Consider the following 24,570-nt stretch of genomic DNA (forward strand, 5'->3'; position numbering starts at 1 on the left):
ATCCCTTGTTCTAGCGGGAACGGATCTAGCGGGAACGGATCTAGCGGGAACGGATCTAGGGGGAAGGGTTCTGGCGGGATCGCCCGCGGCGCCGGAGGACGAGGACCACGCTGCCCAGCAGGGCGATCCCGATGGCCGCGCCGGTGACGAGTACCGTGCGTTCCGTGCCGGTGTCGGCCGGTGCGCCGAAGGTGAAGGTGGCGCTGTCGTTCGACGTGCGCGGGTCGTGTAGGGCGATGCCGGCCGGGCCGGAGCGCACGGTCGCCGTGCCCTTGGCACCGTCGTAGCTCTTGTCCGGCTTCACCGACAACACGGCCTCCACGTCCTTGCCCGCCCCGATACCGAACGGCACGGCGCACACGTAGTGCCGGTGGCCCGCTTCGAAAGGAGCCGTCGTGGTGTCGTCGACCCATACGAAGCAGGGGCCGTACGCGCTGTCCTCCGACTCCGAGTGCTCGTAGTCGGTCGCGACCGTGTGCGGTGGCAGGACCACGTCGACCTCGGCGACGTACTCCTGGCTGTCGATCGCGTACACGGAGGCCGGGCCGTGGTCCGTGACGGTGAGGTTCAGCGTCCATCCGTCTGCGTCTGCGTCTGCGTCTGCGCCCGCGTCGGTGACGGGCTTCGTCGTGGCCGTGGCCGCCAGATCCGCGGAGCTGTCGGCCGAGACGGCGAGCCGGCCCGTGGCGCCGCTCTCGAAGCCGGCTCCCGTTCCGGACACGGGCACCAGGGTGAGCGCCGGCCCGGTGCCCGGCTCGGTGCTGCCGTCGGGTTGCACCCCGGGTTGCAGCAACGCGACCGTGTAGTCGATCTCGGCGTTCAGGGTGTGCGCGCCGATCGTGGCGGTCAGCGGGCTGCTCAGCCCGACGGTGCCGCCCGCGGCCACGGAGGCCGGGAAGACGCAGGTGACGGAGGTCGGCCCGGCGGGGTCGTCGCCGGTGCGGTAGCCGCAGTTGGAGAACTTCCGGTCGAAGACCGGACCGCCCGCCGCCGCCCAGGTCACAGCGATGCGCCGGTCGGTGGCCAGGTTCCCGATGTTGCGCAGCCGGAGCGGCACGTCGATCCGGGACCCGGTCCTGGCGTGTGTCACGGCGGGCACCTTGCCGACGACCAGGTCGGGGACGCCGACGATCACCTTCGCCCGCGCGGTGCCACGGGTGCCGGGGCCGCCGGAGGCGGTGTACGTGACCGTGCCGGTGGCGCCGACGGCGGCGCCCGCGTCCGCCTGCACGGTGAAGTCGAGGTTCGACAGCTGGGAGAGGTCCTTGTTGACGCAGGTGAAGACCTGCCCGTCGGCCGTGCACCTCGGGTCGACGACCGCGACGCGCGCGACACCGGCCAGGCCCCGGGCGTCGATGACGAAGGTCTGGTGCACGGGCAGGGGAAGGTCCGGACTGCCGCCGTAGAACGACCAGACCACGTGCACCGACTGCGCGTCCGGCCCCACGTCGAGCTGCCGGTCCGCCTGGATCGTCGTGGGGCCCGGCGCCGGAAGGGGCGACGGGCCGGCGGCCACGGCGGTCGCACCCGGCGCCAGGGCGAGGAGCACGGCGGTGAGCGCCGCCCCGAGCAGCGTCCTGCGGGGAATCATGCACGTTCGATACGCGAGGTGCCCCGAAGGTTGCCCGCGCAGGAAACACAGACCCCGTTGGATGTTCCTCCAGAGACGCCGTCGACCTGCCTGGACGATGATCCGAGGCATGGCATTCCGTCCGACATGGGACAATGAAGTACGTGCTCTTCCCCCTGGCTGACCTGCCCGGGGGTCACCTCGATCGACTGGGATGTGCGGCACGTGCGTTTCCTCAACGACATCCAGCCCCCGTACGACCTGACGTACGACGACGTCTTCATGGTGCCGCGCCGCAGCGCGGTCGGCTCGCGTCAGGGCGTGGACCTCAGCTCCCCGGACGGCACGGGCACCACCATCCCGCTGGTCGTCGCCAACATGACCGCCATCGCCGGGCGCCGGATGGCCGAGACGCTGGCCCGGCGCGGCGGGCTCGTGGTCATCCCGCAGGACATCCCGATCGAGGTCGTCACCGAGGTCGTCTCCTGGGTGAAGAGCCGCCATCTCGTCCTGGACACCCCGATCCGGCTGGCCCCGCACCAGACCGTCGCCGACGCGCTGGCCCTGCTGCCCAAGCGCGCGCACAACGCGGGTGTCGTCGTGGACGAGGACCAACGCCCGGTCGGTGTCGTCACCGACGCCGACCTGACAGGTGTTGACCGCTTCACCCAGCTCGGCGAGGTCATGTCCCGTGACCTGCTGCTGCTCGACGCGGACATCGATCCGCGCGAGGCGTTCAACAAGCTGGACGGCGCCAACCGCCGCTACGCCCCCGCCGTCGACCGGGACGGCAAGCTCGCCGGCATCCTCACCCGGAAGGGCGCGCTGCGCGCCACGTTGTACTCGCCGGCCGTGGACGCGGACGGCAAGCTGCGCATCGCCGCCGCCGTCGGCATCAACGGCGACTTCGTGCAGAAGGCCAAGCAGTTGCTGGACGCGGGCGTGGACACGCTCGTCATCGACACGGCGCACGGCCACCAGGAGTCGATGATCAGCGCGATCCGGCAGGTGCGTGCCCTCGATCCGCAGGTGCCGATCGTGGCGGGCAACATCGTCGCCGCCGAGGGCGTCAGGGACCTGATCGAGGCGGGCGCCGACATCATCAAGGTCGGCGTGGGCCCCGGCGCGATGTGCACGACCCGCATGATGACCGGCGTCGGCCGGCCGCAGTTCTCGGCCGTCATGGAGTGCGCCGCCGAGGCGAAGAAGTACGGCAAGCACGTGTGGGCCGACGGCGGGGTCCGTCACCCGCGCGATGTCGCCATGGCCCTCGCGGCCGGTGCGTCGAACGTGATGATCGGCTCGTGGTTCGCGGGCACGTACGAGTCCCCGGGCGACCTTCAGCAGGACGCCAACGGCCGTCTCTACAAGGAGTCGTTCGGCATGGCGTCCGCGCGCGCGGTCCGCAACCGCACGTCGGACGAGTCGGCCTACGACCGCGCCCGCAAGGCGCTGTTCGAGGAGGGCATCTCCACCTCCCGCATGTTCCTCGACCCGGCCCGCCCGGGCGTCGAGGACCTGATCGACTCGATCATCGCGGGCGTCCGCTCCTCCTGCACCTATGCCGGCGCCGCGTCCCTGGAGGAGTTCGCCGAGCAGGCGATCGTCGGCATCCAGAGCGCGGCCGGCTACGCCGAGGGCAAGCCCTTGCACGCCAGCTGGAGCTGACCCAACTCCCTTTGCTGCGGCCCCTGTTGTCCTGGCGCGCGGGATATTGGGGGGCCGTCGGCGGGTGGTTGCGCCTACTGTCGGAGCCATGGACATAGCCGTCTGCGGGGCCGACGACGTGGCGCTGCTCGACCAGTACATCGGCGCGCCCGGAGCCACCTCGTTCCACGCCCGTCGGTTCGCGCGTCAGGAGCGGTGCGAGAGCACGTATCTCGTCGCCTGGCTGGACGGGCGGCCCGTCGGGCATGTGGAGCTGCGGTGGACCGGCTGCGACGCCTCCGCGGTGCGGGCCGCGCGGCCCGGCTGCCTGGAGATCGGCGGGCTCGGTGTGTGGCCCGAGGAACTCCGCTCGCGGGGCATCGGCACGGCCCTCATCCGTGCCGCCGAGGAACTGGCTGTGGAGCGGGGGCTCACGGATGTCGGCATCGGTGTCGAGAAGGACAACGTGCGTGCGGCGGCTCTCTACGCACGACTCGGCTACGAACCCCTGACGGACTACTACGACCGCTGGTCGTACGAGGACGCCGACGGCTTCCTGCACGACAACGTCGACCACTGCACCTTCCTGGTCAAGGACCTGCCGTCAGGCCCCCTTGACGTCAAGGGGGCCTGACGCAACGCTGAATCCATGACCACACCCCAGGGCATCGAACCCGAGCACACCCTCCTCACCGCCGTCGCCCGCCTCGACGACCTCCGCACCCGCGAGTCCCTCGCCGGCTTCGGCAGCGACGCCGAGGCTCTCGACCGGACGGAGACGCTGGAGCTGCTCGCCCTGAGCGAGGTCGTCGCCCGCAAGGCCGCCTACGGCCGTCAGCTCACCGTCCGCGCGGCCCGCGAGGCCGGTGCCTCCTGGACGCAGATAGGGGCCGCGCTCGGCATGAGCAAGCAGGCGGCGTGGGAGGCGCACATGCGCTGGATCGACGGCCAGGCGGAGGTCTTCGGACAGCCCGGGCGGATCGGTTTCGACGAGGGCGATCTGGCCGAGGCACGCGCTCTCGCGGGGGAGCCGGACGAGGGCTGAACCATGGTCTACTTCGTATACGGCCGTCGCCGCTCCCGACCGCCACCACCCGTACCACCCGCACCACCCGCACCACCCCGAGAAGTGATCGATCCCCCGTGCTGAACGAACTCGACGAACGCATCGTGCACGCCCTCGCCGAGGACGCCCGCCGCTCCTTCGCGGACATCGGGCAACTCGTCGGCCTCTCCGCGCCCGCCGTGAAACGGCGCGTGGACCGGCTGCGCGCCACCGGCGCCATCACCGGCTTCACCGTACGGGTGGACCCGGCGGCGCTCGGCTGGCAGACCGAGGGGTTCGTCGAGATCTACTGCCGGCACAACACCTCCCCGGACACCATCAGGCGAGGCCTTGAGCGCTACCAGGAGGTCGTCGCCGCCTCCACCGTCACCGGCGACGCGGACGCGGTCGTGCAGGTCTTCGCCGCCGACATGCGCCACTTCGAGCGGGTGCTGGAGCGGATCGCGGGGGAGCCGTTCGTGGAACGGACGAAGTCCGTGCTGGTGCTGTCCCCGCTGCTCCGCCGCTTCTCGTCCGGCTCGCCCACATAGGCACGACAGAGGCGCACAGGGCCGATTGTCAGTGCCGCGCCGTACGGTCGAGGGCATGGCAGCACGAATCGATCTCACCCTCGACTGCGACGACGCCCCGCGCCTCGCCGCGTTCTGGAAGACGGCCCTCGGCTACGTCGACGAGCCGCCGCCCGCTCCCTTCGCCACCCGCGCCGAGTGGATCGCCCACTACGACCCGGAGGACGACGGGACCGAGGACGACGGCGCCTGGCTCTGCGACCCGGACGGCGTCGGCCCGCGCCTGTCCATCCTCAAGGTCCCCGAACCCAAGACCGCCAAGAACCGGCTGCACCTCGACATCCGGGTCCCGGTGCGGGGCGGCCCGGACGAGAGAGGGGCCGCGATCAGAGCGGAGGCCGAGCGGCTGGTGGGCGCGGGCGGCCGGGTCCTCGCGGAGTTCGACGGACACCATGTGGTGATGGCCGACCCCGAGGGCAACGAGTTCTGCGTGGCGGCCGGTTGAGCCTCCGGGCCCCCTGGGCCCACGCCAGGCCCCTCTGAGCTCACGCCAGGCACCTTGGGCTCACCGCGGGCCGACTCGCCTCACTCCGCCGTCTTGCGTGCCAGCGCGTTGTTCCCTATCGAGTTGTGCACACTGAAGCTCACCGCGTCCGAGCGGTAGCGGTCGTCCGACCACTCGACAGGCCGCCCCTCGCGGGTCGTTGTCACCCGGCGCACCCGCAACAGCGGACTGGTCCGGCGGATGCCCAGCAGCTCCGCGTCCTGCGCGCCCGCCGCCACCGCGTCGATGACGTGCTCGCCGTACGCGAAGACCAACCCCGTGTCGTCGTACAGGCGTTGAGTGACCGACGGGCACTCCGGCTCGATCGCCACGACGGCGGGGGAGATCCAGTCGGCGTACACGGTCCGCTCCAGGAGGACCGGCTCACCGTCCAGACCGCGCACCCGCAGGACGTGCAACACCGGTGTGCGCTCGGGGAGTTGGAGGCGTACGGCGTCCTCGGCGGTGGCCGGGCGGTACTCCTGCGCGACCACGTGCCCGGTCGCCTCGCGGTCCATCGCGCGGGCCCACTCGGCGAAGCTGCGCAGTTCCGCGAAGCTCTGGCTGCGCCGGCTGGCCAGCACCACCCGGCGGGCGCCCTGACGGGAGCCGATCAGCCCCTCGGCGGTGAGGGCCGCGACGGCCTGGCGGACCGTGCCGCGCGAGACGCCGTACTGCGCCGCGAGGTCCGTCTCCGCGGGCAGCAGGCTGCCGACTGTGTACTCCTCGCGGTCGATGGCTTTCCGCAGCTCGTCGGCGATCTCCTCGTGTCGCGCCGTCATGCTTCCCCTCTGAATTGGTGGCTGTGCACAGCGTGAGCAGCGTAGTCGAGTTCCCTTGGTGATCCGTGTCAGCCAGGAGTGTGCAGAGAAGAAGGGGTCACGGTTTCGCCAATGTTTACGAACAAGACACCATCAGCGGGCGTACTGAGGCCAACTTGTTCAGACAAGTTCTCCGCTCTGCTCAAACCCTCGTGCGCACCCCTGGAGAGACCGTGACCGTGTCCCCGCCGAGAAACGCCGTCCTGGGTGGATCCCTCGCCGTCGTCGCCGCGCTCGCCCTCAGCGCCTGCGGCGCCGCTCCCACCAACTCGTCGACCACCGCCGACGGCAAGAACGCCGCCACCGCCACCTCCGCCGCCGACTTCGGTGGCACGGCCGCCCTGGTGAAGGCCGCCAAGAAGGAGGGCGCGCTGCACATCATCGCGGTGCCCCGTGACTGGGCCAACTACGGCGCCATCATCGACGGCTTCACCAAGAAGTACGGCATCAAGATCACGGACGAGAACCCGGACGGCTCCAGCCAGGACGAGATCAACGCCGTGACCTCCCGCAAGGGCCAGGACCGTGCGCCCGACGTCCTCGACCTCGGCTCCTCCTTCGCGCTCAGCGCCGCCCAGCAGGGGCTGCTCGCGCCGTACAAGGTCGCCTCCTTCGACCAGATCCCCGAGGGTCAGAAGGACCCGAAGGGACAGTGGTTCAACGACTACGGCGGCTACATCTCCATCGGCTGCGACGCCAAGCGCGTCAAGACCTGTCCGACCACCTTCGCGGACCTGCTGAAGCCGCAGTACAAGGGCCAGGTCGCCCTCAACGGCAACCCCACCAAGTCGGGTTCGGCCTTCGGTGGCGTGTACGCGGCGGCGCTCGCCAACAAGGGCTCCTTCGACGACATCCAGCCCGGCCTGGACTTCTTCGCCAAGCTGAAGAAGAACGGCAACTACACGCCCGTCGAGTCCACCCCGGCCACCGTCGAGAAGGGCGAGACGCCCATCTCCATCGACTGGGACTACCTCAACGCCGGTTACGCCGACGAGTTCAAGTCCAAGGGCGTCGACTGGAAGGTCGCCATCCCGAGCGACGGCCAGTACGCGCAGTACTACTCGCAGGCCATCAACAAGGACGCCCCGCACCCGGCGGCCGCCCGCCTGTGGCAGGAGTACCTGTACAGCGCCGAGGGCCAGAACCTGTGGCTCAAGGGGTACGCGCGTCCGGCGCTGATGACCTCCATGGAGTCGGCCGGCACGCTCGACAAGACCGCCGCCGCCAAGCTCCCGCAGGTCTCCGGCACGCCGTCCTTCCCGACCGAGGCCCAGCAGAGCAAGGCCAAGACCGTCATCGCGTCCGGCTGGGCGAAGGCCGTCTCCGGATGACGGCCACGCTCACGCGGGCCGACGTCGGCGCCGCCGCTTCCGTGAAGCGGCGGCGCCGCGTCCCCGGCTGGATCGCCGTGGTCCCGCTGCTCGTGTTCGTCGCGGTCGCCTTCGGGGTGCCCGCCGTGGCGATGCTGAACGGCGCCTTCACCGTCAAGAACCAGACGACGGGCGCCACTTCGTACACCACCGCCAACCTGACCGACTCGCTCCAGGGTGCCTACTTCACCGCGTTGGTCGGCAGCGTCAAGCTGTCCGCCCTCTCGGCCGCCCTCGGCACCCTGCTCGGCCTGCCGCTCGCGCAGGTCGTCGTCACCTCCCGCTTCCGCGCGCTGCGCGAGGCCGTCCTCACCGCCTCCGGGGTCCTCGCCAACTTCGGCGGTGTCCCCCTCGCCTTCGCGTTCGTCGCCACCCTCGGCAACGCCGGTGTGCTGACGACCCACCTGGGCCTCAAGGACAAGGGCTGGGACCTCTACAGCTTCTCGGGTCTCGTCCTCGTCTACCTGTACTTCCTCATCCCGCTGATGGTCCTCACCATCACCCCCGCCCTGGAGGGCCTGCGCACCCAGTGGCGCGAGGCCGCCGCGAACAACGGCGCCACCGGCGTGCAGTACTGGCGGCACGTGGCCCTGCCGGTGCTGCTGCCCTCGCTGCTCGGCGGGTTCGTCCTCCTCTTCGGCAGCGCGTTCGCCGCGTACGCCACCGCCGCGGCCATGGTGGGCAGTTCCATCCCGCTGGTCACCCTGCAGATCGCCGACGCCATCTCCGGCAACGTGCTGGTCGGCCAGGAGAACGTGGCCCTCGCCCTCAGCCTCGACATGGTCCTGGTCGCGGGCCTGGTCATGGCCGTGTACCTGCCCCTGCAACGACGGAGCGCGCGATGGCTGGACGCCTGAACATCTGGCGGTGGGTCGTCCTCGGCCTCGCCGCCCTGTACTTCCTGGTGCCGCTCGCCGCGTCGGTCGTCTTCACGGTCGACGTGCCGGGCCAGGGCGTCACCTTCGACGCCTACACCCAGATCGTCTCCGCCGACGGCTTCACCTCCAGCCTGGTGCTCTCGCTGGAACTCGCCGCCGCCACCATCGCCGTCGTCCTGCTCCTGATGGTGCCCGCCATGGTCGCGCTACGACTGGGCGCGCCCCGGCTGCGCCCGGTCGTCGAGGTGATCTGCTCGCTGCCGCTGGTAGTGCCGCCGATCGCGTTCGTCGCCGGCATCGCCACGGTCCTCAAGTGGGGCCCCGACTACCTCTCGCGCACCCCGCTGTTCGAGACGTTCGTCGCCATCCAGAACCCCAGCTTCCCCTTCATCCTCGTCCTCGCCTACGTCGTGATGGCGCTGCCGTTCGTGTACCGGGCGCTGGACTCGGGGCTGCGCGCGATCGACGTGAAGACCCTCGTCGAGGCCGCCCGCAGTTGTGGCGCGGGCTGGCCGCAGGCGCTGGTGCGGGCCGTACTGCCCAATCTGCGCGGGGCGTTGCTCAACGCGTCCTTCCTCACGCTGGCGCTGGTGCTCGGCGAGTTCACCGTGGCCCAGCTCCTGGGCTTCCAGCCCTTCGCCGTGTGGATCTACAGCGTCGGCGGGTCCAACGCCCAGCTCTCCGTCGCCGTCTCCGTGCTCAGCCTGGTCGTCACCTGGGCACTCCTCCTCACGCTCGCCGGTGTCGGCGGACGTGACAAAACCGCTTCGTCCCGGGGATGAACCATGACCGCCACCACGCTTGAGAAGACCACGACGGACAACGCAGCCACCGTCGAATTCCAAGACCTGCGCCGGGAGTTCGGCCCGACCATCGCCCTCGACGGACTCGACCTGACGGTCCGTCCCGGTGAGTTCCTGGCCCTGCTCGGCCCCTCCGGCTGCGGCAAGACCACCGCCCTGCGCATGCTCGCCGGCTTCGAACACCCCACCTCCGGCGCTGTGTTGGTGGACGGCAAGGACGTCACCGACGTGCCCGCGCACCGCCGCGACGCCGGGATGGTCTTCCAGTCGTACAGCCTCTTCCCGCATCTCAACGCGCTCGACAACGTCGCCTTCGGACTGCGCATGCGCAAGGTGCGTTCGGCCGAACGGCGTTCCCGCGCGGGCGAGTTGCTCGACCTTGTCGGGCTCGGCGACAAGGGCGAGCGCTTCCCGCACCAGCTCTCCGGCGGCCAGCAGCAGCGTGTCGCGCTGGCCCGCGCGCTGGCCCTGCGTCCGCGCGTGCTGCTCCTGGACGAGCCGCTGTCGGCGCTCGACGCCAAGGTACGGCTGTCCCTGCGCGAGGAGATCCGCCGCCTCCAGCAGGAACTCGGCATCACCACCCTCTTCGTGACGCACGATCAGGAGGAGGCCCTGTCCATCGCCGACCGGGTCGCCGTGATGCGGGCCGGAAAGCTCGAACAGTGCGCCGCCCCGGCCGAGTTGTACGGCCGGCCCGCGACCGCGTTCGTCGCCGAGTTCGTCGGCACGATGAGCCGCCTCCCGGGACGGCTCGCGGACGGGACCGTCGAAGTTCTCGGCGGCCAGCGCCTCCCCGTCGACGGCGAGGCCCCGGCCGGACCGGACGTGGACGTACTCGTGCGCCCCGAGGCGATCGACGTGCGGGCCGACGAGACCGGTGACGCACGTGTCGTGGGAACCGCCTTCCTGGGCGCGGTAGTTCGCGTCACGGTACGACTCGCCGACGACACCGAGGTCAAGGCCGACCTGCCCACCCACGAGGCCGCCGCGCTGGGCGCCGGAGTCGCCGTGACGGTGTCGCTGCCGGAACGGCCGGTACTCGTGGCGGAACGCATCAACCCCTAGGCCGTGTCCGCAAGGTCCCGCCGGCCCCGCGACGCCCGGCACGTGCTCTCCGGGCGGACGACGGGACCTTGCGGACACGACCTAGGGCCATAGTTGCCCCTGTACCACCCGTACTGAAAGAGAGAAACGTGACCCCCCACGCCCAACTCCCGCTCCAGGCCGTCCTGTTCGACATGGACGGAACGCTCGTCGACACCGAGCGGCTGTGGTGGGAGGCGGTGGAGCAGGTCGCGGGCAGAACCCTGACGGACGCGGACCAGCCGGAGGTGCTCGGCCGCCCGGTCGAGCACACCGCCGACTGGCTCGCCACGACCACGGGCGAGTCGGCGGCGGTCCTCGCGACCACCCTGCACCGGGAGTTCGCCGCCCGCGTCCGCACCGGCATCGTGCCCCGCCCCGGCGCGCTCGACCTCCTCGACGCCCTCGCCCGCGACGGCGTCCCCACGGCGCTCGTCACCGCGTCCCCCCGCGCGGTCGCCGACACCGTCCTCGACGCCCTCGGCGCGAGCCGCTTCGCCGTCTCCGTCACCGCCGACGACACCGGGCCCACCAAGCCCGCCCCCGACCCCTACCTCGCCGCCTGCCGCGCCCTCGGCGTCGACCCGGCGGCCTGCGTGGCCGTAGAGGACACCCAGACCGGCGTCAGCTCCGCCGAGGCGGCCGGCTGCGCGGTCCTCGCCGTACCGTCGCTGGCCCCGATCGACGCGGCCCCCGGCCGGACCGTACGGGCGAGCCTCGTCGGGATCAGCCCGGCGGACCTGCGCGCGATGGTGACGCACGAAACGCCGTACGAGCTACGCGTGTTGAGTTGGAACCTCTGGCTCGGCGGCAGCAAGGTCGACGACCACCGCACCAAGCAGCTCAAGGTCATCGCGGAGACAGGCGCGGACGTGGTCGGCCTCCAGGAGACGGGCGGCACCGCCGCCGAGGAACTGGCCGAGGCGCTCGGCTGGCACCACCACCGCGCCGGCGAGAACCTCGGCGTCATCAGCCGCCACCCGATCACCACCCGCTTCGGCGACCCGGACGTCGGCTTCTACGGAGCCGCCGGGGTCCGGATCGCCGTCGCCGAGGGCCGCGAGGTCGACCTGTGGACCTGCCACCTCGACTACACGCCCTACGGCCCCTACGAATCCGCCTTCGACGGGCTCCCGGCCACCGAGCTGATCGCCCACGAGGACGTCCGGCTCGCTCAGATGCGGGATGCCCTCGGCCGGATCGCGGAGGTGGCCGAGGACGCCGTACCCGTCATCCTCGTCGGCGACTTCAACAGCCCCTCGCACCTGGACTGGCCGGACGTGGAGTGGCCTGTCACGAAGGCGGCGGCGGACGCGGGGCTGCGGGACTCCTACCGGGAGGCCAACCCGGACCCGGTTGCTGAACCCGGTCACACCTGGTCCCCGATCCACCCCCTGCACGAGGACGGCAGCGGGCGGGCTGAGCCCCAGGACCGCATCGACTACGTCCTGCACCGGGGTCTGACCGTGCTCGGCTCCCGCACCTTCGTCACCGGCGCGCCGAGCCCCTGGCCGCATGTGGCGTCCAACTGCTGGCCCTCGGATCACGCGGCCGTTCTCTCGGTGTTCGAGGTGCCCAAGAGGTAGGCCCGGTCAGGGATTCCAGAAGAAGGACGCGTGCGCCCGGTCGAAGCGGCGCTCGGCCAGGTCCTGGCGCGGGACCACCCAGTGCAGGGTGGAACCCTCCCGGCCGTCGAGATCGATGTCCCACTGGGCGAGCAGCACCCACTCCGCGGCGGCGGGCAGCTCGGCGGTGTCGGCGGACCCGGGGGACTGCTCGTTCCGGAGTCGTCGCGACAGCTCCGCGTCCGCCGCGGCGTCCATGACGGGGTCCGTCTCCGTGCACTCGTGGGAGGCGTACCCGCCGATGTGCAGCGGCCCGTCGACGACGACGTCGCCGTACGTCTCGTCCCATGCCTCGGCCAGCTCCCAGGCATGGGGATGGCCGGGGAGCGTGACGGTCTCCCCGCCGCGCTCCCCGGTCCAGGCCAGGAAGTGGGACGCCATGGAGACATCGGGCGCCAGCCGCAGCTCCTCCTGCGGGAACTGCTCGTGGATGGCGACCGTCGTGTCGTCGTGGACGCTTTCGTACTTCGGCCTCCGCTCCTCGACGGGTGTCCCCTCGGGGATGTACACGACGTCTCCGGCGCTGTCGCCGTAGTACGTCATCTCGGGAAAGCCGAAGAGCAGCAGCCGACCGTCGGCCGGCAGCGCGAGGCCCGTCGTCTCCTCGGGCAGGGCCGCGCAGTCGAGGGTCGCGAGTAACGGGGTCCAGGGGTCGGGGACGTCGGCGGGCAACAGCAGCGGCCCGCCGAACCTGCCGACGACCGGCCCGTCCCCGCCGGTGACGAGGGTCCCGGACGGACGGGCGGTGGCGATCCACGCCTCGACGTCCTGGAGCGGTGTCCCACGCCGCAGTGCCTCCGCACGGAACGGCGCGAGCCGGTTGATCAGTTCAGGATTCATGGGCGGAAAGCTACGCCCGAGGACTGACAACGGGCCCGCCGCACCCGAACGACCGGCTCCCACCAGGCACGCAACGAATCGCCGCCCCACCGCACCCGCACGCAACGAAACGCTCACCGGCACGCAACGGCTCCTTCTTGTCCGGCCCAGCCCCTCGGCCGTACCGTCTAGAGGGCCCCTTGATAGGTGGCTCTCCCCTCTTTTCCGCCTTTTCGTACCGGTGAGGACCAGACATGCGCACCGCCCTCCTCCAGAGCTCCGGCCGCCCCGGCTCGATCGTCGAGAACCTCAAGGTCCTCGACGAGGCCGCGGGCCGGGCCGCGGCCGGCGGTGCCGGGCTGCTCGCCGCGCCGGAGATGTTCCTCACCGGGTACGCGATCGGCGACGAGATCGGCCGCCTCGCCGAGCCCGCCGACGGCGCCTGGGCCGACACCGTCGCCGAGATCGCCGGCCGCCACGGCCTGGCCATCGCCTACGGCTACCCGGAGCGCGACGGCGACACCGTGTACAACTCGGCCCAGCTGATCTCCGCCGACGGCACCCGCCTCGCCAACTACCGAAAGACCCACCTCTTCGGCGACTTCGAGCGCGCCCACTTCACACCGGGCGAACAGCCGGTCGTCCAGGCCGAGTTGAACGGCCTCCGGGTCGGCCTGATGATCTGCTACGACGTCGAGTTCCCGGAGCCCGTCCGCGCCCACGCGCTCGCCGGCACCGATCTGCTCCTCGTCCCGACGGCGAACATGCACCCGTTCCAGTTCGTCGCCGAGTCCCTGGTCCCGGTGCGGGCCTGGGAGAACCAGATGTACGTGGCGTACATCAACAGGATCGGCCGGGAAGGGGAGTTCGACTTCTACGGCCTCTCCACGCTCGCCGGTCCCGACGGAGTCGCCCGCACCCGCGCCGGCCGCGGCGAGGAACTCCTCCTCACCGACATCGACCCCGAGTTCCTCGCCGACTCGCGTACGGCGAACCCGTATCTGACGGACCGTCGCCCCGGCCTCTACGGGTCCCTCGCCTGAATCCCCCCTGCCCTTCCCGCACTTGTTCTTCGTTCCGCAAGGAGTCCCTGCCCCATGACGTCCACGGTGCCCAACGCCGTCCAGCACGCCGACGAGCGGCAGCCGCCGATCACGATGTTCGGGCCGGACTTCCCGTACGCGTACGACGACTTCCTCGCCCATCCGGCGGGCCTCGGCCAGATACCCGCGACCGAGCACGGCACCGAAGTCGCGGTGATCGGCGGCGGGTTGTCCGGCATCGTCGCCGCCTACGAGCTGATGAAGATGGGCCTCAAGCCCGTCGTCTACGAGGCTGATCAGATCGGCGGCCGACTGCGCACCGTCGGCTTCGACGGGTGCGACCCGTCCCTCACCGCCGAGATGGGCGCGATGCGCTTCCCGCCCTCCTCCACCGCCCTCCAGCACTACATCGACCTGGTGGGACTCGAGACCCGCCCGTTCCCCAACCCCCTTGCGGAGGCGACCCCTTCGACGGTCGTCGACCTCAAGGGCGAGTCCCACTACGCGACCACCGTGGACGACCTCCCGCAGGTCTACCGCGACGTGATGCACGCCTGGAACGCCTGCCTCGAAGAGGGCGCCGACTTCTCCGACATGAACCGCGCCATGCGCGAACGCGACGTCCCGCGCATCCGCGAGATCTGGTCGAAGCTCGTCGAGAAACTCGACAACCAGACCTTCTACGGCTTCCTCTGCGACTCCGAGTCCTTCAAGTCCTTCCGCCACCGCGAGATCTTCGGCCAGGTCGGCTTCGGCACCGGCGGCTGGGACACCGACTTCCCGAACTCGATCCTGGAGATCCTGCGCGTCGTCTACACCGAGGCCGACGACCACCACCGCGGCATCGTCGGCGGCTCCCAGCAACTCCCGCTCCGCCTCTGGGACCGCGAGCCGCAGAAGATCGTCCACTGGCCCTACGGCACCTCGCTGGCATCCCTGCACGTGGGCGGCGAGCCCCGCCCCGCCGTGACCCGGCTGCACCGCACGGCCGGCAACGGCATCACGGTGACGGACGCGGCCGGCGACATCCGCACCTACCGGGCGGCGATCTTCACCGCCCAGTCCTGGATGCTGCTCTCGAAGATCGCCTGCGACGACTCGCTCTTCCCGATCGACCACTGGACGGCGATCGAGCGCACCCACTACATGGAGTCCAGCAAGCTCTTCGTGCCGGTCGACCGGCCGTTCTGGCTCGACAAGGCCGTCGACGACAAGGGAAATCCGACCGGCCGGGACGTCATGTCGATGACCCTCACCGACCGTATGACGCGCGGGACTTACCTCCTCGACGACGGTCCGGACAAGCCCGCCGTCATCTGCCTCTCGTACACCTGGTGCGACGACAGTCTCAAGTGGCTGCCGCTGTCGGCCAACGAGCGGATGGAGGTCATGCTGAAGTCGCTCGGCGAGATCTATCCCAAGGTCGACATCCGGAAGCACGTCATCGGCAACCCGGTGACCGTCTCCTGGGAGAACGAGCCCTACTTCATGGGCGCGTTCAAGGCCAACCTGCCCGGCCACTACCGCTACCAGCGGCGCCTGTTCACCCACTTCATGCAGGACCGGCTGCCCGCGGACAAGCGGGGCGTGTTCCTCGCCGGCGACGACATCTCCTGGACGGCGGGCTGGGCCGAGGGCGCCGTCCAGACCGCGCTGAACGCGGTCTGGGGCGTCATGCACCAGCTCGGCGGCGCGACCGACCCGACCAACCCGGGCCCAGGAGACGTCTACGACGACATCGCGCCGGTCGAACTGCCGGAGGACTGACGGGAGTTCAGATCCCGGCCGCGCGGGCCGCCGTATACAGCTCGGCGGCGAGGTCCTTGAGTTCCTCGGCGTCGCGCGGGGCGCCGGCGAACTCGAAGAAGTACTCGTCGAGGCCGACCTCGACATGGGACACGAGATCGGTCACGATCTGGTCGAAGTTGCCGTGGAACGGCGGGCGTTCCGCGCCCTCGTACGCCTTGGGCGTGTACCGCAGGTTGATCCGGGCCACCGACTGGAGCGGCTCGGTACGGCCGCGCTCGGCGGCCAGCTCGCGCAACGCCCGCCACTCGGCGGCCAGTTGCCCGGCGCCCATGGCCACCGGCTGCCAGCCGTCGGCGTGGTCCACGAGACGGATCCTCGCCTTCTTGCTCATCGCGGGCAGCAGCACGGGGATCGGCCGGGCGGGCTTCGGGCCGACCACCGAGGAGTTGACGGTGCTCAGGTCGCCCTCGTAGACCACCGGGTCCGGGCCCCACACGGCACGGCACACGGCGAGCACCTCGTCCAGGGACTTGCCCCGGTCCTTGAACGGGGCGATGCCCGCCGCCGCGTACTCGTCGAGCGACCAGCCGGTGCCCAGCCCGGCCACCACCCGGCCGCCGCTCGCCGCGTCCAACGTGCCGAGCGTCCTGGCCAGTTGGAACGGGCCGTGCAGCGGGGCCACCAGGACACTGGTGCCGAGCCGGGCCCGCCGGGTGGCCGACACGGCGAGCGCCAGCGTCACCAGGGGTTCGGCGACCGAGCGGTACTCGTCCGGCCACGGGACGCCGGGCATGCCGTAGAGCCCCTGGGTCGCGGGTTCCGGGAAGAGGGCGCGTTCGAACACCCACAGGCTCTCGTAGCCGATCTCCTCGGCCGTGCGGGCCACGTCCGGGACGTCTCTGCCGATGTCGTACTGCCGTGTCTGGGGAAGAGTGAGACCCAACCTGGTGGTCATGCTCGTGCTCCTTCGCATCAGGCATTCCGGCCGTCAACGTAACTCTCGCGACGTCCCACGGCGGGTCCTGTCTCCCGGTATGGCCGGATCAGTCCGGCAGTGGCGTGAGCATCATGCGCCCCGCGAGCCCGACCGCCGCGTCCAGCCGCTCGGTGAACTCCTCGGCGACATCGGGCAGTCCACGCAGCGCCCACAGGGCCCGCGCCGCCGTCCAGGTGGCCTCCCGGGCGCGCTCCAGACTCCACGAGCCGAGCAGATGCGTGAGCGGGTCGGCGATCTGGAACAGGTCGGGCCCCGGCATCAGTTCCTCGCGGACGCGCTCCTCCAGCGAGACGAGAAGATCGCCCACGCGGTCGAACTCGTCCTCCAGCTCGGCCGGTTCGCAGTCGAGCGTACGACAGGCGTCCACGACGGCCAGCGCGAGATCGTGGCCGATGTGGGCGTTGATGCCGGACAGGGCGAACTGCAGCGGTCGTACGCCCGGATGCCGTCGGAGCTGGAACAGCGGACGCCAACAGGCGGGCGGGCGGCGCCCGTTGGCTGCCATGTCCACCGCCGCCAGATATCGTTCCGCGAACCGTACGTCCAGCGTGATCGCGGCCCGCGCGTCGGTGAACCGCCCGGCGTCGACGCTCCGGTCGACCGCCTCCGTGACGGCGAGGTAGACGCGGTTGAACACCGCGACCCCGTCCCGCGCGGGCAGATCCTCGTCGAGCGCGCGCAGCCGGGAGACGACGATGTCCACGGGTGTGGTGAAGTGTGCCAATTGCCCCATGGGGGCAGCGTCCCAGTCCTAGGCTGGCCGCGGTGCCGCCGGGCCCGACACTTCCCCAGAACGGGGGAACGGGCGCGGCGCGAGGGGGCGGCGTGTCAGGTTCGCGTGGCCGACGGCGGAGCCGGGCCACCCGGCGGGGCGTGCTGGTCGTGGCCGCTTCGGTCGTGGTCGCGGTCGGCACGGTGACCGGGATGATCAGAGCGCTGGACGACGGGCACGGTGCGAGCGCGGCGCGGCCCGACGCGAGTGGCGCGACGCTGCTGGTGCCGCTGCCCGATGTGCCGTCGGCGTCGAACTCCCCGTCCGCGAAGGCGAGTTCGTCCACGCGCCCGAAGAAGACCGCCACGTCCTCCACCACGACCGGCACCGCGCGGAAGCCGCACCGGACCGCCACCGTCTCGCCCCGCCTCTACCGCCACCCGGAGTCCCAGGTCCTCGACTGGGTCCACGCCCACCCCGACGACCCCCGCACGGAGGTCATAGAGTCCCGGATCGCCGACCAGCCGGCGGCCGTGTGGTTCGCGGACTTCACGCCGTCGACGATCACCTCCCGGGTCCGCGCGGTCACTTCGGGGGCCGCCGCGCAGGGCCGGGTGCCGGTCGTCGTGCCGTACGCGATCCCGGAACGGGACTGCGGCGGGGCCTCCGAGGGCGGGGCGGCGGACTTCGACGCGTACGACGGCTGGATCGACGGCTTCGCGGCGGGACTGGGTTCCAGGGAGGTGGTCGTGATCCTGGAACCGGACTCCATAGCCCAGGCCGACTGCCTCTCCGAGGCCCAACGCGCCGACCGCTTCGAGGCGTTGGCCCGCGCGGGCCGCGTCCTGAAGACCGCCGACCCGAAGGCCCGCGTCTACTACGACGCGGGCCACTCCGACTGGAACCCGGCCGCCCAGCAGGCGGCCCTCCTCGAACAGGCGGGCGCGGCCTCCGCCGCCTCCTCCGACGGGATCTTCAGCAACGTCTCCAATTTCCACGCCACTTCGGCCGAGATCGCCTACGACCGCCAGGTCCTCGACGCCCTCGGCGGCCCCGCGAGCCTCGGCGCCGTCATCGACACCAGCCGCAACGGCAACGGCGCGCCGACCGACGGCCAGTGGTGCGACCCGGCGGGCCGGAAGATCGGCCGGGCGCCGACCCTGAACACCGGGGAGGCGCGGATCGACGGGTATCTGTGGGTCAAGTTGCCGGGGGAGTCGGACGGTTGCAGGGGCGCCGCCGGCACGTTCACGGCGTCGTACGCCTACGACTTGGCACGCTGACCGACATCTGCGTATGTGAATCCGGTCCGGACCATTGTCAGGGCCGGTGGCTGGTCATACGCTCACACGGTTCCATTCATGAACGACGTTCATATACGTGATTGGAGTTGGTGGATGAGCGCCAGATCTCGCCTCGGTGTTCTTCTCGCGGCCGTGACCGTCCTGACAGCCGTGTTCGTCCCCTCCGTCTCGGCGCACCCGGCGCCCGCCGTCCCGAAGACCGCCGTCCTCGACGGCACCCGCCTCCAGCAGACCAAGCTCCGTCTGGACCGCGGTGACCCCCAACTCCGCCGAGCCCTGCGGAACTTGACGGCCCGCGCCGACAACTGGCTGCACCAGGGCTCCTGGACGGTCGTGGACAAGCCGAAGCCCGCCCCCGGAGGGGATGTTCACGACTATCTGAGCCAGGCCCCGTACTGGTGGCCCACGACCACCCCGACCGCCGCCAACCCCTGGGGCTGCCCGTACGTCCAGCGCGACGGTCAGCGCAACCCCGAGGTCGACACCGGGACCGACCGCCAGGACGTGGAGAGGGTCTTCGACTCGACGTACGACCTCGCGCTCGCCTGGTACTACACCGGCGACAAGCGCTACGCGCAGAAGGCCGACCAGGTCCTGCGCACCTGGTTCCTCGACCCGGCCACGAAGATGAACCCCAACCTGGACCACGCCCAGTTCATCCCCTGCAAGTACGACGGCCGCGCCATCGGCATCATCGACTTCTCCCAGTCGTACACCAGCGTCGTCGACGCCATCGCGATCCTCGACACCGGCGCCCCCGGCTGGACGAAGACCGACCGCACGGCGATGGCCCGGTGGAACTCCGACTTCCTCGGCTGGCTGAAGAACAGCGCCTTCGGCACGGAGGAGGGCGCCGCCGCCAACAACCACGGCACCTTCTACGACATGGAGTTGGCCGCCCTCGCCTACGCGACCGGGGACAAGGCCCTGGCCAAGCGGACCGTTCTCGACGCCCGCGCCAAACGCATCGACCCGCAGATCGCCGGCGACGGCAGCCAGCCGCAGGAGCTTGCCCGGACCCGGAGTTGGCACTACTCGACCTTCGACCTGGTCGCGTACACCCGGCTCGCCGCCATCGGCCGGCATGTCGGCGTGAACCTGTGGACCTATCAAGGCCCGGACGGACAGGGCCTGTTGAAGGCCGTGGACTATCTGCTGCCCGCTGCGACCGGCGCCGCCGCGTGGTCGCATCCGGAGCTGGAGTTCTACCGGTACGCGGCGAGCGACGTCGTCCACGCGGCGGCCGACGCGGGCGACGCGCGGGCGAAGGCCGCCGTACCGAAGCTGGAGGCGCCGCCCGGCGGTGACCTGTGGGCGCTGCGGCCGGCGGCCGAGCAGTTGGACTCGATCACGGGCTGATCGGTCTTCAAGGCCCGACTGGCCGGCCGACGCAGGCCCGCCCGTCGCCGGCTGACCGGTCCGCACCGGCCCGCCTGACCTGGGCCTCTCGAACAGGGGTTCCTGAGCGGTCGCTTAGAATGGGGCGTCCCCACAGTCTCCACCGCCCCACTCAGCACCGCTCGGGAGCCCCGCCGTGACCGTCGCATCCCCGTCCGCCACGACCCTGTCCCACGGCCGGCTCATACCGGTCACCGTCCACTTCGACGACCTCGACGCGCTCGGCATGCTGCACAACGCCCGCTACCCGCTCCTCGTCGAGCGGGCCTGGACCGAGCTGTGGCAGGAGCACGGGGTCCGCTTCGACGGCGACTGGGCGAGCGCCGGCGACGCCTGCAACGTGGTGAAGGAACTGCTGATCAGCTACGAGGCGCCGGTCACCAGGCCGGGTGCGTACGCGGTCCACCTCTGGCTGGACCGGCTCGGCACCACGGGTCTGACGTACGGCTTCCGGTTCTGCTCGGAGGAGGGCGAGACGACGTATGCCACCGGTACCCGGGTCCTCGTCCGGTTGGACGCGGGGACGCTGCGGCCCGCGCCCTGGAGCGACGGGTTCAGGAGCGTGGGCCGGACACTGCTGCGCTCGGCGGACTGACCTTCGGGCGGTCCCGGTCCCCGGCGCGCAGCACGCCCGCGAAGATCACGAGCCCGCCCGCCAACGCCGTGACCAGGCAGAACGACACGACGAGGCTCGTCGCCTGGGCCACCCCGCCGATCAGGCTCGGCGCGACAAGCCCCGAGGTGTAGGTGATCGTCGCCACGCCCGCGATGGCCTGGCTCGGGTTCGGGCCGCTGCGGCCCGCCGCCGCGAAGCAGAGCGGGACGACCACGGCGATGCCCAGACCGAGCAGCGCGAAGCCGCCCATGGCCAGCGCCGGGTTGTCCGCGAGGACGATCAGCAGCCCGCCGAGCACGGCGAGGACGCCGCCCGCGCGGACCGTACGCACCGAGCCGAAGCGGTTGACGACCGCGTCGCCCACCAGCCGGGCCACCGCCATCGTCAGCATGAAGCCGGTCGTCGAGGCCGCCGCGAGCCCGGCCGAGGTGCCCAACTGGTCGTGCAGGAACACCGCCGACCAGTCGAGGCTGGCTCCTTCCGCGAACACCGCGCAGAAGCCCACCGCGCCGATGAGCAGCGCCGACCTGGGCGGCAGTGTGAAGCGGGGCGGTGCCTCCTCCTCCACCCCCGGCTGGATGTCGAGCACCCAGCGGCAGGCGGTCACCCCGAGCACGGTCAGGATCACGGCGGCGATGGCGTGGTGCACGCGCGCGTCCGAGCCGAGGTGGGCGGCGAGCGTGCCGCCCGCCGAACCGATCAGGGCGCCCGCGCTCCACATGCCGTGCAGCCCCGACATGATCGACTTGTCGAGCAGCCGCTCGACCTCGACGCCGAGCGCGTTCATGGCGACGTCGGCCATGCCCGCGCTCGCGCCGTAGGTGAACATCGCCAGGCACAGGGTGACCAGGTTCGGTGCGAGGGACGGCAGGACCAGGGACATCGTCCACATGGCGATCAGCCCGCGCAGGGCCGTGCGGCTGCCGAAGCGGTGGGTGATCCAGCCGGCCAGCGGCATCGAGCAGGAGGCGCCGAACGCCCCGAAGGCCAGGGCGAATCCGAGCCAGCCCGCGGCGACGTGCGCGTGCTCCTGGATCCACGGCACGCGGGTCGCGAACGAGCCGGTGACCGCGCCGTGCACGGTGAAGACGGCCGCCACGGCGTACCGGGCGCGCTTCACCTCGTGTCGGTCGTAGACCACTTCGCTCATTGTCCGGCCCCTCCTGCTGTTCCCGCTGTTCCCTGCTGGTCAAGTCCCGCTCGCGTGGTCCCATCCCCGCTTGCGCCGCGTAAACTATCAGGAACCCTGCCTGATAGATAGAGAAATACCGGCCGCCCGTCGCACCCCCTCGATCTGGGAGGATTCCCGGCATGCCCGCATCCCCGAGCACCGCCCGGGCCATCAACGACCGGCTCGCCCTGCGGCTGTTGCAGCAGGAAGGCCCGCTGACGGCAGGGCAGTTGAAGCAGCGCACCGGACTGTCCCGGCCGACCGTCGCCGACCTCGTCGAACGCCTCACGGCCTCCGGGCTGATCGAGATGGTCGGTGAGTCCGGGGAGCAACGGCGGGGCCCGAACGCCCGGTTGTACGGGATCGTCGCCGACCGCGCGTATCTGGCCGCGCTGGACGTCCGTACGGAGGGCGTCTCCGTGCTCGTCTCCGACCTGGTGGGCCGGGTGCTGGCCGAGGCGTCCGTACCGATCGACGGCGACTCGGGCACGGGACCGGCGGTCGAGCAGGCCGTCGCGCTCGTGGAACGCGCCGCGAAGGAGGCGGGCGCGGAGCAGCTCCACACCGTGGCCATCGGCGCCCCCGGCCTCATCGACCCGACCACCGGCGAACTCCGCGACACCACGGGCCTGCCCGCCTGGCACCGCCGCCTGGTCGCCGCCCTCCACGAACGCCTCCCCGACGCCCGCATCGTCGTGGAGAACGAGACCAACCTCGCGGCCCTCGCCGAACAACGCGACGGCGCGGCCCACGACCGCGACACGTTCGTCCTGCTCTGGCTGGGCATGGGCATCGGCGCGGCGGTGGTCCTGGACGGGGTGGTACGCCGGGGTGCGTCGGGGGGCGCGGGCGAGATCGGCTTCCTCCCGGTGCCGGGGACAAGGGGATTGCCCTCGGCGATGGACTGCGAGGGGGGTTTTCACTCGCTCGCGGGTGCGGGGGCGGTGCTTGAACTGGCGCGGGAGTGTGGGGTGTTGGGGGGAGGGGGTGCCGCCGCGGGGGACTGGGGTGGTGCGGCGGAGGTTGTTCGGTGGGCGGTTGCGGGGGTGGGGCGGGGGGAGTTGGGGGTCGGCGCCGAAGTGGCCGGAGCGGTCGGAGCCGATGAGGCACCGGACGGCACTGGGACCGGCAGGCCCGACTCCGCCACCACCGACGCCGGGCAGCCGCCGCCCACGCGAGACGCGACCCCCGGCACCGACGACCCCCAACTCGCCTCCGCGGCCCGCTTCCTGGACACCCTCGCCGACCGTCTCGCCCTCGGCGTCGCCTCCGTCGTCGCGCTGCTGGACCCCGGCTGTGTGGTCCTCGGTGGCGAGGTCGGGCAGGCCGGCGGCGACGAACTCGCCGTACGGGTCGCCGAGCGGATCGTCCGGATGTCCCCCCTGCCCGCAGAGGTACGCCCGAGCGTCCTCGGTGGCGCGGCCGTCCTGCGCGGGGCGCTCCTGACCGCACAGGACGGCGCCCAGAACGACCTGTTCGGCTAGCCGACGGGTCACCCGGCGCGGTCGTCAACTCCCGCGTACCGGCTGCTTGTTGGCGGCCTCTAAGCCCCCGCCAACTGACCCCGGACAAACCCCAGCTTCTCCGGATTCACCACGGCCCGAACCTCCCCGATCAACCCGCCCCGCACCTCGAACGACAGCACACCGATCAGCGCGTCCCCCGCCCAGACCGTCAGCCCGCTCGTGCCGTTGATCTCGGCGGGGGTGAACTCCAGCCCTGTCGTCCACCGTTCCGAGACGCCCATCAGGAGTCGTACGACCTTGTCGCGGCCCTCGATCGGACGGCGGGTCGCGTTGGCCTTGCCGCCGCCGTCGGCCCACCAGGTCGCGTCGGTGGCCAGGACCTTCTCCAGGGTGGCCAGATCGCCTTCGCGGGCCGCCGTGATGAACGACGCGACCAGCTCCTCCTGGTGCTCGGGCCGGGCGTCGAAGCGGGAGTCCGGATCGCCCACCCGTTGGAGCGCCCGCCGGTACAGCTGGCGGGAGTTGGCCTCGGTGAGGTCCAGGACGCCGGCGATCTCGCGGTGGCCGTAGGCGAACGCCTCGCGGAGCACGTACACCGCGCGCTCGGCCGGGGTGAGCCGCTCCAGCAGGACCAGCATCGCCATGGACACGGCGTCCCGCTGCTCGGCCGACTCGAAGGGGCCGAGGGTGCCGTCCGCGGTGATCACGGGCTCCGGGAGCCAGGTGCCGACGTACTGCTCGCGGCGGACCCTGGCCGAGGTCAGCCGGGTGAGGGAGAGATTGGTGACGACCTTCGCCAGCCAGGCCCCGGGGTGCTCGATCCCGGTCCGCTCGGCCGCGTCGAACCGCAGATACGCGTCCTGGACCGTGTCCTCCGCCTCGGCCGCGGAACCGAGCAGGCGATAGGCCAGGCCGAACAACCGCGGCCGATGCGCCTCGAACTCGTCGGCGATCGTCATGCGCCCAGCCTGACAGAAGCCGGGCCGCACCACAGCAGGGGCTGCCCGCTGAGTGGCCCGGCGGTGGGCAAGGGCCGTCGTCACCACCGCCGGACCGGTCCAGGGGTGTCCCCTCCGGAGATCCAAAAAGGACTAGACCATATGATTCAGCAGGTAGGGGCCGCTTGAGAAGTCCATCGACACTGTCTGTGAGCCAGCCCACACTCTTCACCTGGATGGACCCTTGCCGGGCGTGGCACACTGGCCGTGTACCAGAAGCAGCGCACTCCGGGGTCGGTGAAAGTCCGAACCGGCGGTTATAGTCCGCGACCCGTCCGTGTTGTTCAGCGGCCGGTTGACCAGGTGGAATTCCTGGACCGACGGTTAAAGTCCGGATGGGAGGCAGTGCGCGGCGGGCGGGCATTCGTGCGCGCCGCCGTA

The 24,570-nt window shown here is 71.2% G+C and carries 23 protein-coding genes and 1 riboswitch; of the genes, 16 read left to right on the forward strand and 7 right to left on the reverse strand.

Annotated elements, in window-relative coordinates; translation table 11 throughout:
• Window positions 1-55: 55 nt before the first annotated feature.
• Window positions 56-1,591 carry a hypothetical protein gene (locus tag ACIRRY_RS42830; protein WP_403984241.1) on the reverse strand — a complete coding sequence of 512 codons (1,536 nt, stop codon included), beginning with the start codon at window positions 1,589-1,591 and terminating at the stop codon, window positions 56-58.
• 204 nt (window positions 1,592-1,795) lie between these two features.
• On the opposite strand from ACIRRY_RS42830, the gene ACIRRY_RS42835 reads away from it, so the two are divergent.
• The 5 genes from ACIRRY_RS42835 (at window position 1,796) to ACIRRY_RS42855 (ending at window position 5,297) form a co-directional block, all read left to right on the forward strand.
• A complete protein-coding gene (locus tag ACIRRY_RS42835) occupies window positions 1,796-3,238 on the forward strand; it encodes a GuaB1 family IMP dehydrogenase-related protein (protein WP_403984243.1) in 1,443 nt (480 codons plus the stop codon).
• An 88-nt stretch (window positions 3,239-3,326) separates the two neighbouring features.
• On the forward strand, window positions 3,327-3,851 hold the full coding sequence (locus ACIRRY_RS42840) for a GNAT family N-acetyltransferase (RefSeq protein ID WP_403984245.1): 525 nt from the start codon (window positions 3,327-3,329) through the stop codon (window positions 3,849-3,851).
• A gap of 15 nt (window positions 3,852-3,866) precedes the next feature.
• Window positions 3,867-4,262: a hypothetical protein gene (locus ACIRRY_RS42845; RefSeq protein WP_403984247.1), complete on the forward strand. Its 396-nt coding sequence runs from the start codon at window positions 3,867-3,869 to the stop codon at window positions 4,260-4,262.
• A gap of 98 nt (window positions 4,263-4,360) precedes the next feature.
• A complete protein-coding gene (locus tag ACIRRY_RS42850; protein ID WP_019066424.1) occupies window positions 4,361-4,813 on the forward strand; it encodes an Lrp/AsnC family transcriptional regulator in 453 nt (150 codons plus the stop codon).
• Window positions 4,814-4,868: 55 nt separating this feature from the next.
• Window positions 4,869-5,297 (forward strand): VOC family protein, encoded by a 429-nt coding sequence (locus ACIRRY_RS42855; protein WP_403984249.1) that lies wholly within the window; start codon window positions 4,869-4,871, stop codon window positions 5,295-5,297.
• Between the two features lie 80 nt (window positions 5,298-5,377).
• Here ACIRRY_RS42855 and ACIRRY_RS42860 read toward each other — a convergent pair whose 3' ends face one another.
• The gene (locus ACIRRY_RS42860; RefSeq protein ID WP_403984251.1) at window positions 5,378-6,118 is read right to left on the reverse strand and encodes a GntR family transcriptional regulator; all 741 of its coding nucleotides are present in this window, start codon (window positions 6,116-6,118) and stop codon (window positions 5,378-5,380) included.
• A gap of 212 nt (window positions 6,119-6,330) precedes the next feature.
• Between ACIRRY_RS42860 and ACIRRY_RS42865 the strand changes: the two genes are divergently transcribed.
• The 5 genes from ACIRRY_RS42865 to ACIRRY_RS42885 all read left to right on the forward strand — a co-directional run bounded on the left by ACIRRY_RS42865 (window position 6,331) and on the right by ACIRRY_RS42885 (window position 11,877).
• Window positions 6,331-7,488: an ABC transporter substrate-binding protein gene (locus tag ACIRRY_RS42865; protein ID WP_403984253.1), complete on the forward strand. Its 1,158-nt coding sequence runs from the start codon at window positions 6,331-6,333 to the stop codon at window positions 7,486-7,488.
• Window positions 7,485-8,384 (forward strand): ABC transporter permease, encoded by a 900-nt coding sequence (locus ACIRRY_RS42870; RefSeq protein WP_403984255.1) that lies wholly within the window; start codon window positions 7,485-7,487, stop codon window positions 8,382-8,384. The genes ACIRRY_RS42865 and ACIRRY_RS42870 overlap by 4 nt, the downstream gene beginning before the upstream one ends.
• On the forward strand, window positions 8,369-9,187 hold the full coding sequence (locus ACIRRY_RS42875; RefSeq protein WP_403984257.1) for an ABC transporter permease: 819 nt from the start codon (window positions 8,369-8,371) through the stop codon (window positions 9,185-9,187). The genes ACIRRY_RS42870 and ACIRRY_RS42875 overlap by 16 nt, the downstream gene beginning before the upstream one ends.
• A 3-nt stretch (window positions 9,188-9,190) precedes the next feature.
• Window positions 9,191-10,273: an ABC transporter ATP-binding protein gene (locus tag ACIRRY_RS42880; protein ID WP_403984259.1), complete on the forward strand. Its 1,083-nt coding sequence runs from the start codon at window positions 9,191-9,193 to the stop codon at window positions 10,271-10,273.
• 128 nt (window positions 10,274-10,401) lie between these two features.
• The gene (locus tag ACIRRY_RS42885) at window positions 10,402-11,877 is read left to right on the forward strand and encodes an HAD-IA family hydrolase (RefSeq protein ID WP_403984261.1); all 1,476 of its coding nucleotides are present in this window, start codon (window positions 10,402-10,404) and stop codon (window positions 11,875-11,877) included.
• A gap of 6 nt (window positions 11,878-11,883) precedes the next feature.
• Here the strand turns inward: ACIRRY_RS42885 and ACIRRY_RS42890 are convergent, their stop codons facing one another.
• Window positions 11,884-12,756: a DUF1963 domain-containing protein gene (locus ACIRRY_RS42890; protein WP_403984263.1), complete on the reverse strand. Its 873-nt coding sequence runs from the start codon at window positions 12,754-12,756 to the stop codon at window positions 11,884-11,886.
• A gap of 233 nt (window positions 12,757-12,989) precedes the next feature.
• Here ACIRRY_RS42890 and ACIRRY_RS42895 point away from each other — a divergent pair, with 233 nt between their 5' ends.
• Both ACIRRY_RS42895 and ACIRRY_RS42900 read left to right on the forward strand, forming a co-directional pair.
• Complete coding sequence (locus ACIRRY_RS42895) at window positions 12,990-13,778, forward strand: carbon-nitrogen hydrolase family protein (protein ID WP_403984265.1); 789 nt, start codon at window positions 12,990-12,992, stop codon at window positions 13,776-13,778.
• 54 nt (window positions 13,779-13,832) lie between these two features.
• Complete coding sequence (locus ACIRRY_RS42900; RefSeq protein ID WP_403984267.1) at window positions 13,833-15,545, forward strand: flavin monoamine oxidase family protein; 1,713 nt, start codon at window positions 13,833-13,835, stop codon at window positions 15,543-15,545.
• Between the two features lie 7 nt (window positions 15,546-15,552).
• Here the strand turns inward: ACIRRY_RS42900 and ACIRRY_RS42905 are convergent, their stop codons facing one another.
• Complete coding sequence (locus ACIRRY_RS42905) at window positions 15,553-16,482, reverse strand: TIGR03619 family F420-dependent LLM class oxidoreductase (RefSeq protein WP_403984268.1); 930 nt, start codon at window positions 16,480-16,482, stop codon at window positions 15,553-15,555.
• A gap of 88 nt (window positions 16,483-16,570) precedes the next feature.
• The gene (locus tag ACIRRY_RS42910; protein ID WP_403984269.1) at window positions 16,571-17,257 is read right to left on the reverse strand and encodes a DUF5995 family protein; all 687 of its coding nucleotides are present in this window, start codon (window positions 17,255-17,257) and stop codon (window positions 16,571-16,573) included.
• Window positions 17,258-17,400: 143 nt separating this feature from the next.
• On the opposite strand from ACIRRY_RS42910, the gene ACIRRY_RS42915 reads away from it, so the two are divergent.
• From ACIRRY_RS42915 to ACIRRY_RS42925, 3 genes are all read left to right on the forward strand, one after another.
• On the forward strand, window positions 17,401-18,519 hold the full coding sequence (locus ACIRRY_RS42915; RefSeq protein WP_403984340.1) for a glycoside hydrolase family 6 protein: 1,119 nt from the start codon (window positions 17,401-17,403) through the stop codon (window positions 18,517-18,519).
• 114 nt (window positions 18,520-18,633) lie between these two features.
• Entirely contained in the window at window positions 18,634-19,899 is a 1,266-nt protein-coding gene (locus ACIRRY_RS42920; RefSeq protein WP_403984270.1) for an alginate lyase family protein, read from the forward strand.
• A gap of 175 nt (window positions 19,900-20,074) precedes the next feature.
• On the forward strand, window positions 20,075-20,533 hold the full coding sequence (locus ACIRRY_RS42925; protein WP_403984271.1) for an acyl-CoA thioesterase: 459 nt from the start codon (window positions 20,075-20,077) through the stop codon (window positions 20,531-20,533).
• Here ACIRRY_RS42925 and ACIRRY_RS42930 read toward each other — a convergent pair.
• Window positions 20,493-21,704: an MFS transporter gene (locus ACIRRY_RS42930; protein WP_403984272.1), complete on the reverse strand. Its 1,212-nt coding sequence runs from the start codon at window positions 21,702-21,704 to the stop codon at window positions 20,493-20,495. The genes ACIRRY_RS42925 and ACIRRY_RS42930 overlap by 41 nt on opposite strands.
• A gap of 161 nt (window positions 21,705-21,865) precedes the next feature.
• Here ACIRRY_RS42930 and ACIRRY_RS42935 point away from each other — a divergent pair, with 161 nt between their 5' ends.
• Window positions 21,866-23,209 carry an ROK family transcriptional regulator gene (locus ACIRRY_RS42935; RefSeq protein ID WP_403984273.1) on the forward strand — a complete coding sequence of 448 codons (1,344 nt, stop codon included), beginning with the start codon at window positions 21,866-21,868 and terminating at the stop codon, window positions 23,207-23,209.
• 59 nt (window positions 23,210-23,268) lie between these two features.
• Here the strand turns inward: ACIRRY_RS42935 and ACIRRY_RS42940 are convergent, their stop codons facing one another.
• Window positions 23,269-24,150, reverse strand: a complete 882-nt coding sequence (locus tag ACIRRY_RS42940; protein WP_403984274.1) for an RNA polymerase sigma-70 factor — start codon at window positions 24,148-24,150, stop codon at window positions 23,269-23,271.
• A gap of 258 nt (window positions 24,151-24,408) precedes the next feature.
• A riboswitch (FMN riboswitch) is annotated at window positions 24,409-24,542 on the forward strand.
• Window positions 24,543-24,570: the final 28 nt, after the last annotated feature.

The sequence above is a fragment of the Streptomyces sp. NPDC101776 genome (genome assembly GCF_044766845.1).
Taxonomy (GTDB): Bacteria; Actinomycetota; Actinomycetes; order Streptomycetales; family Streptomycetaceae; genus Streptomyces.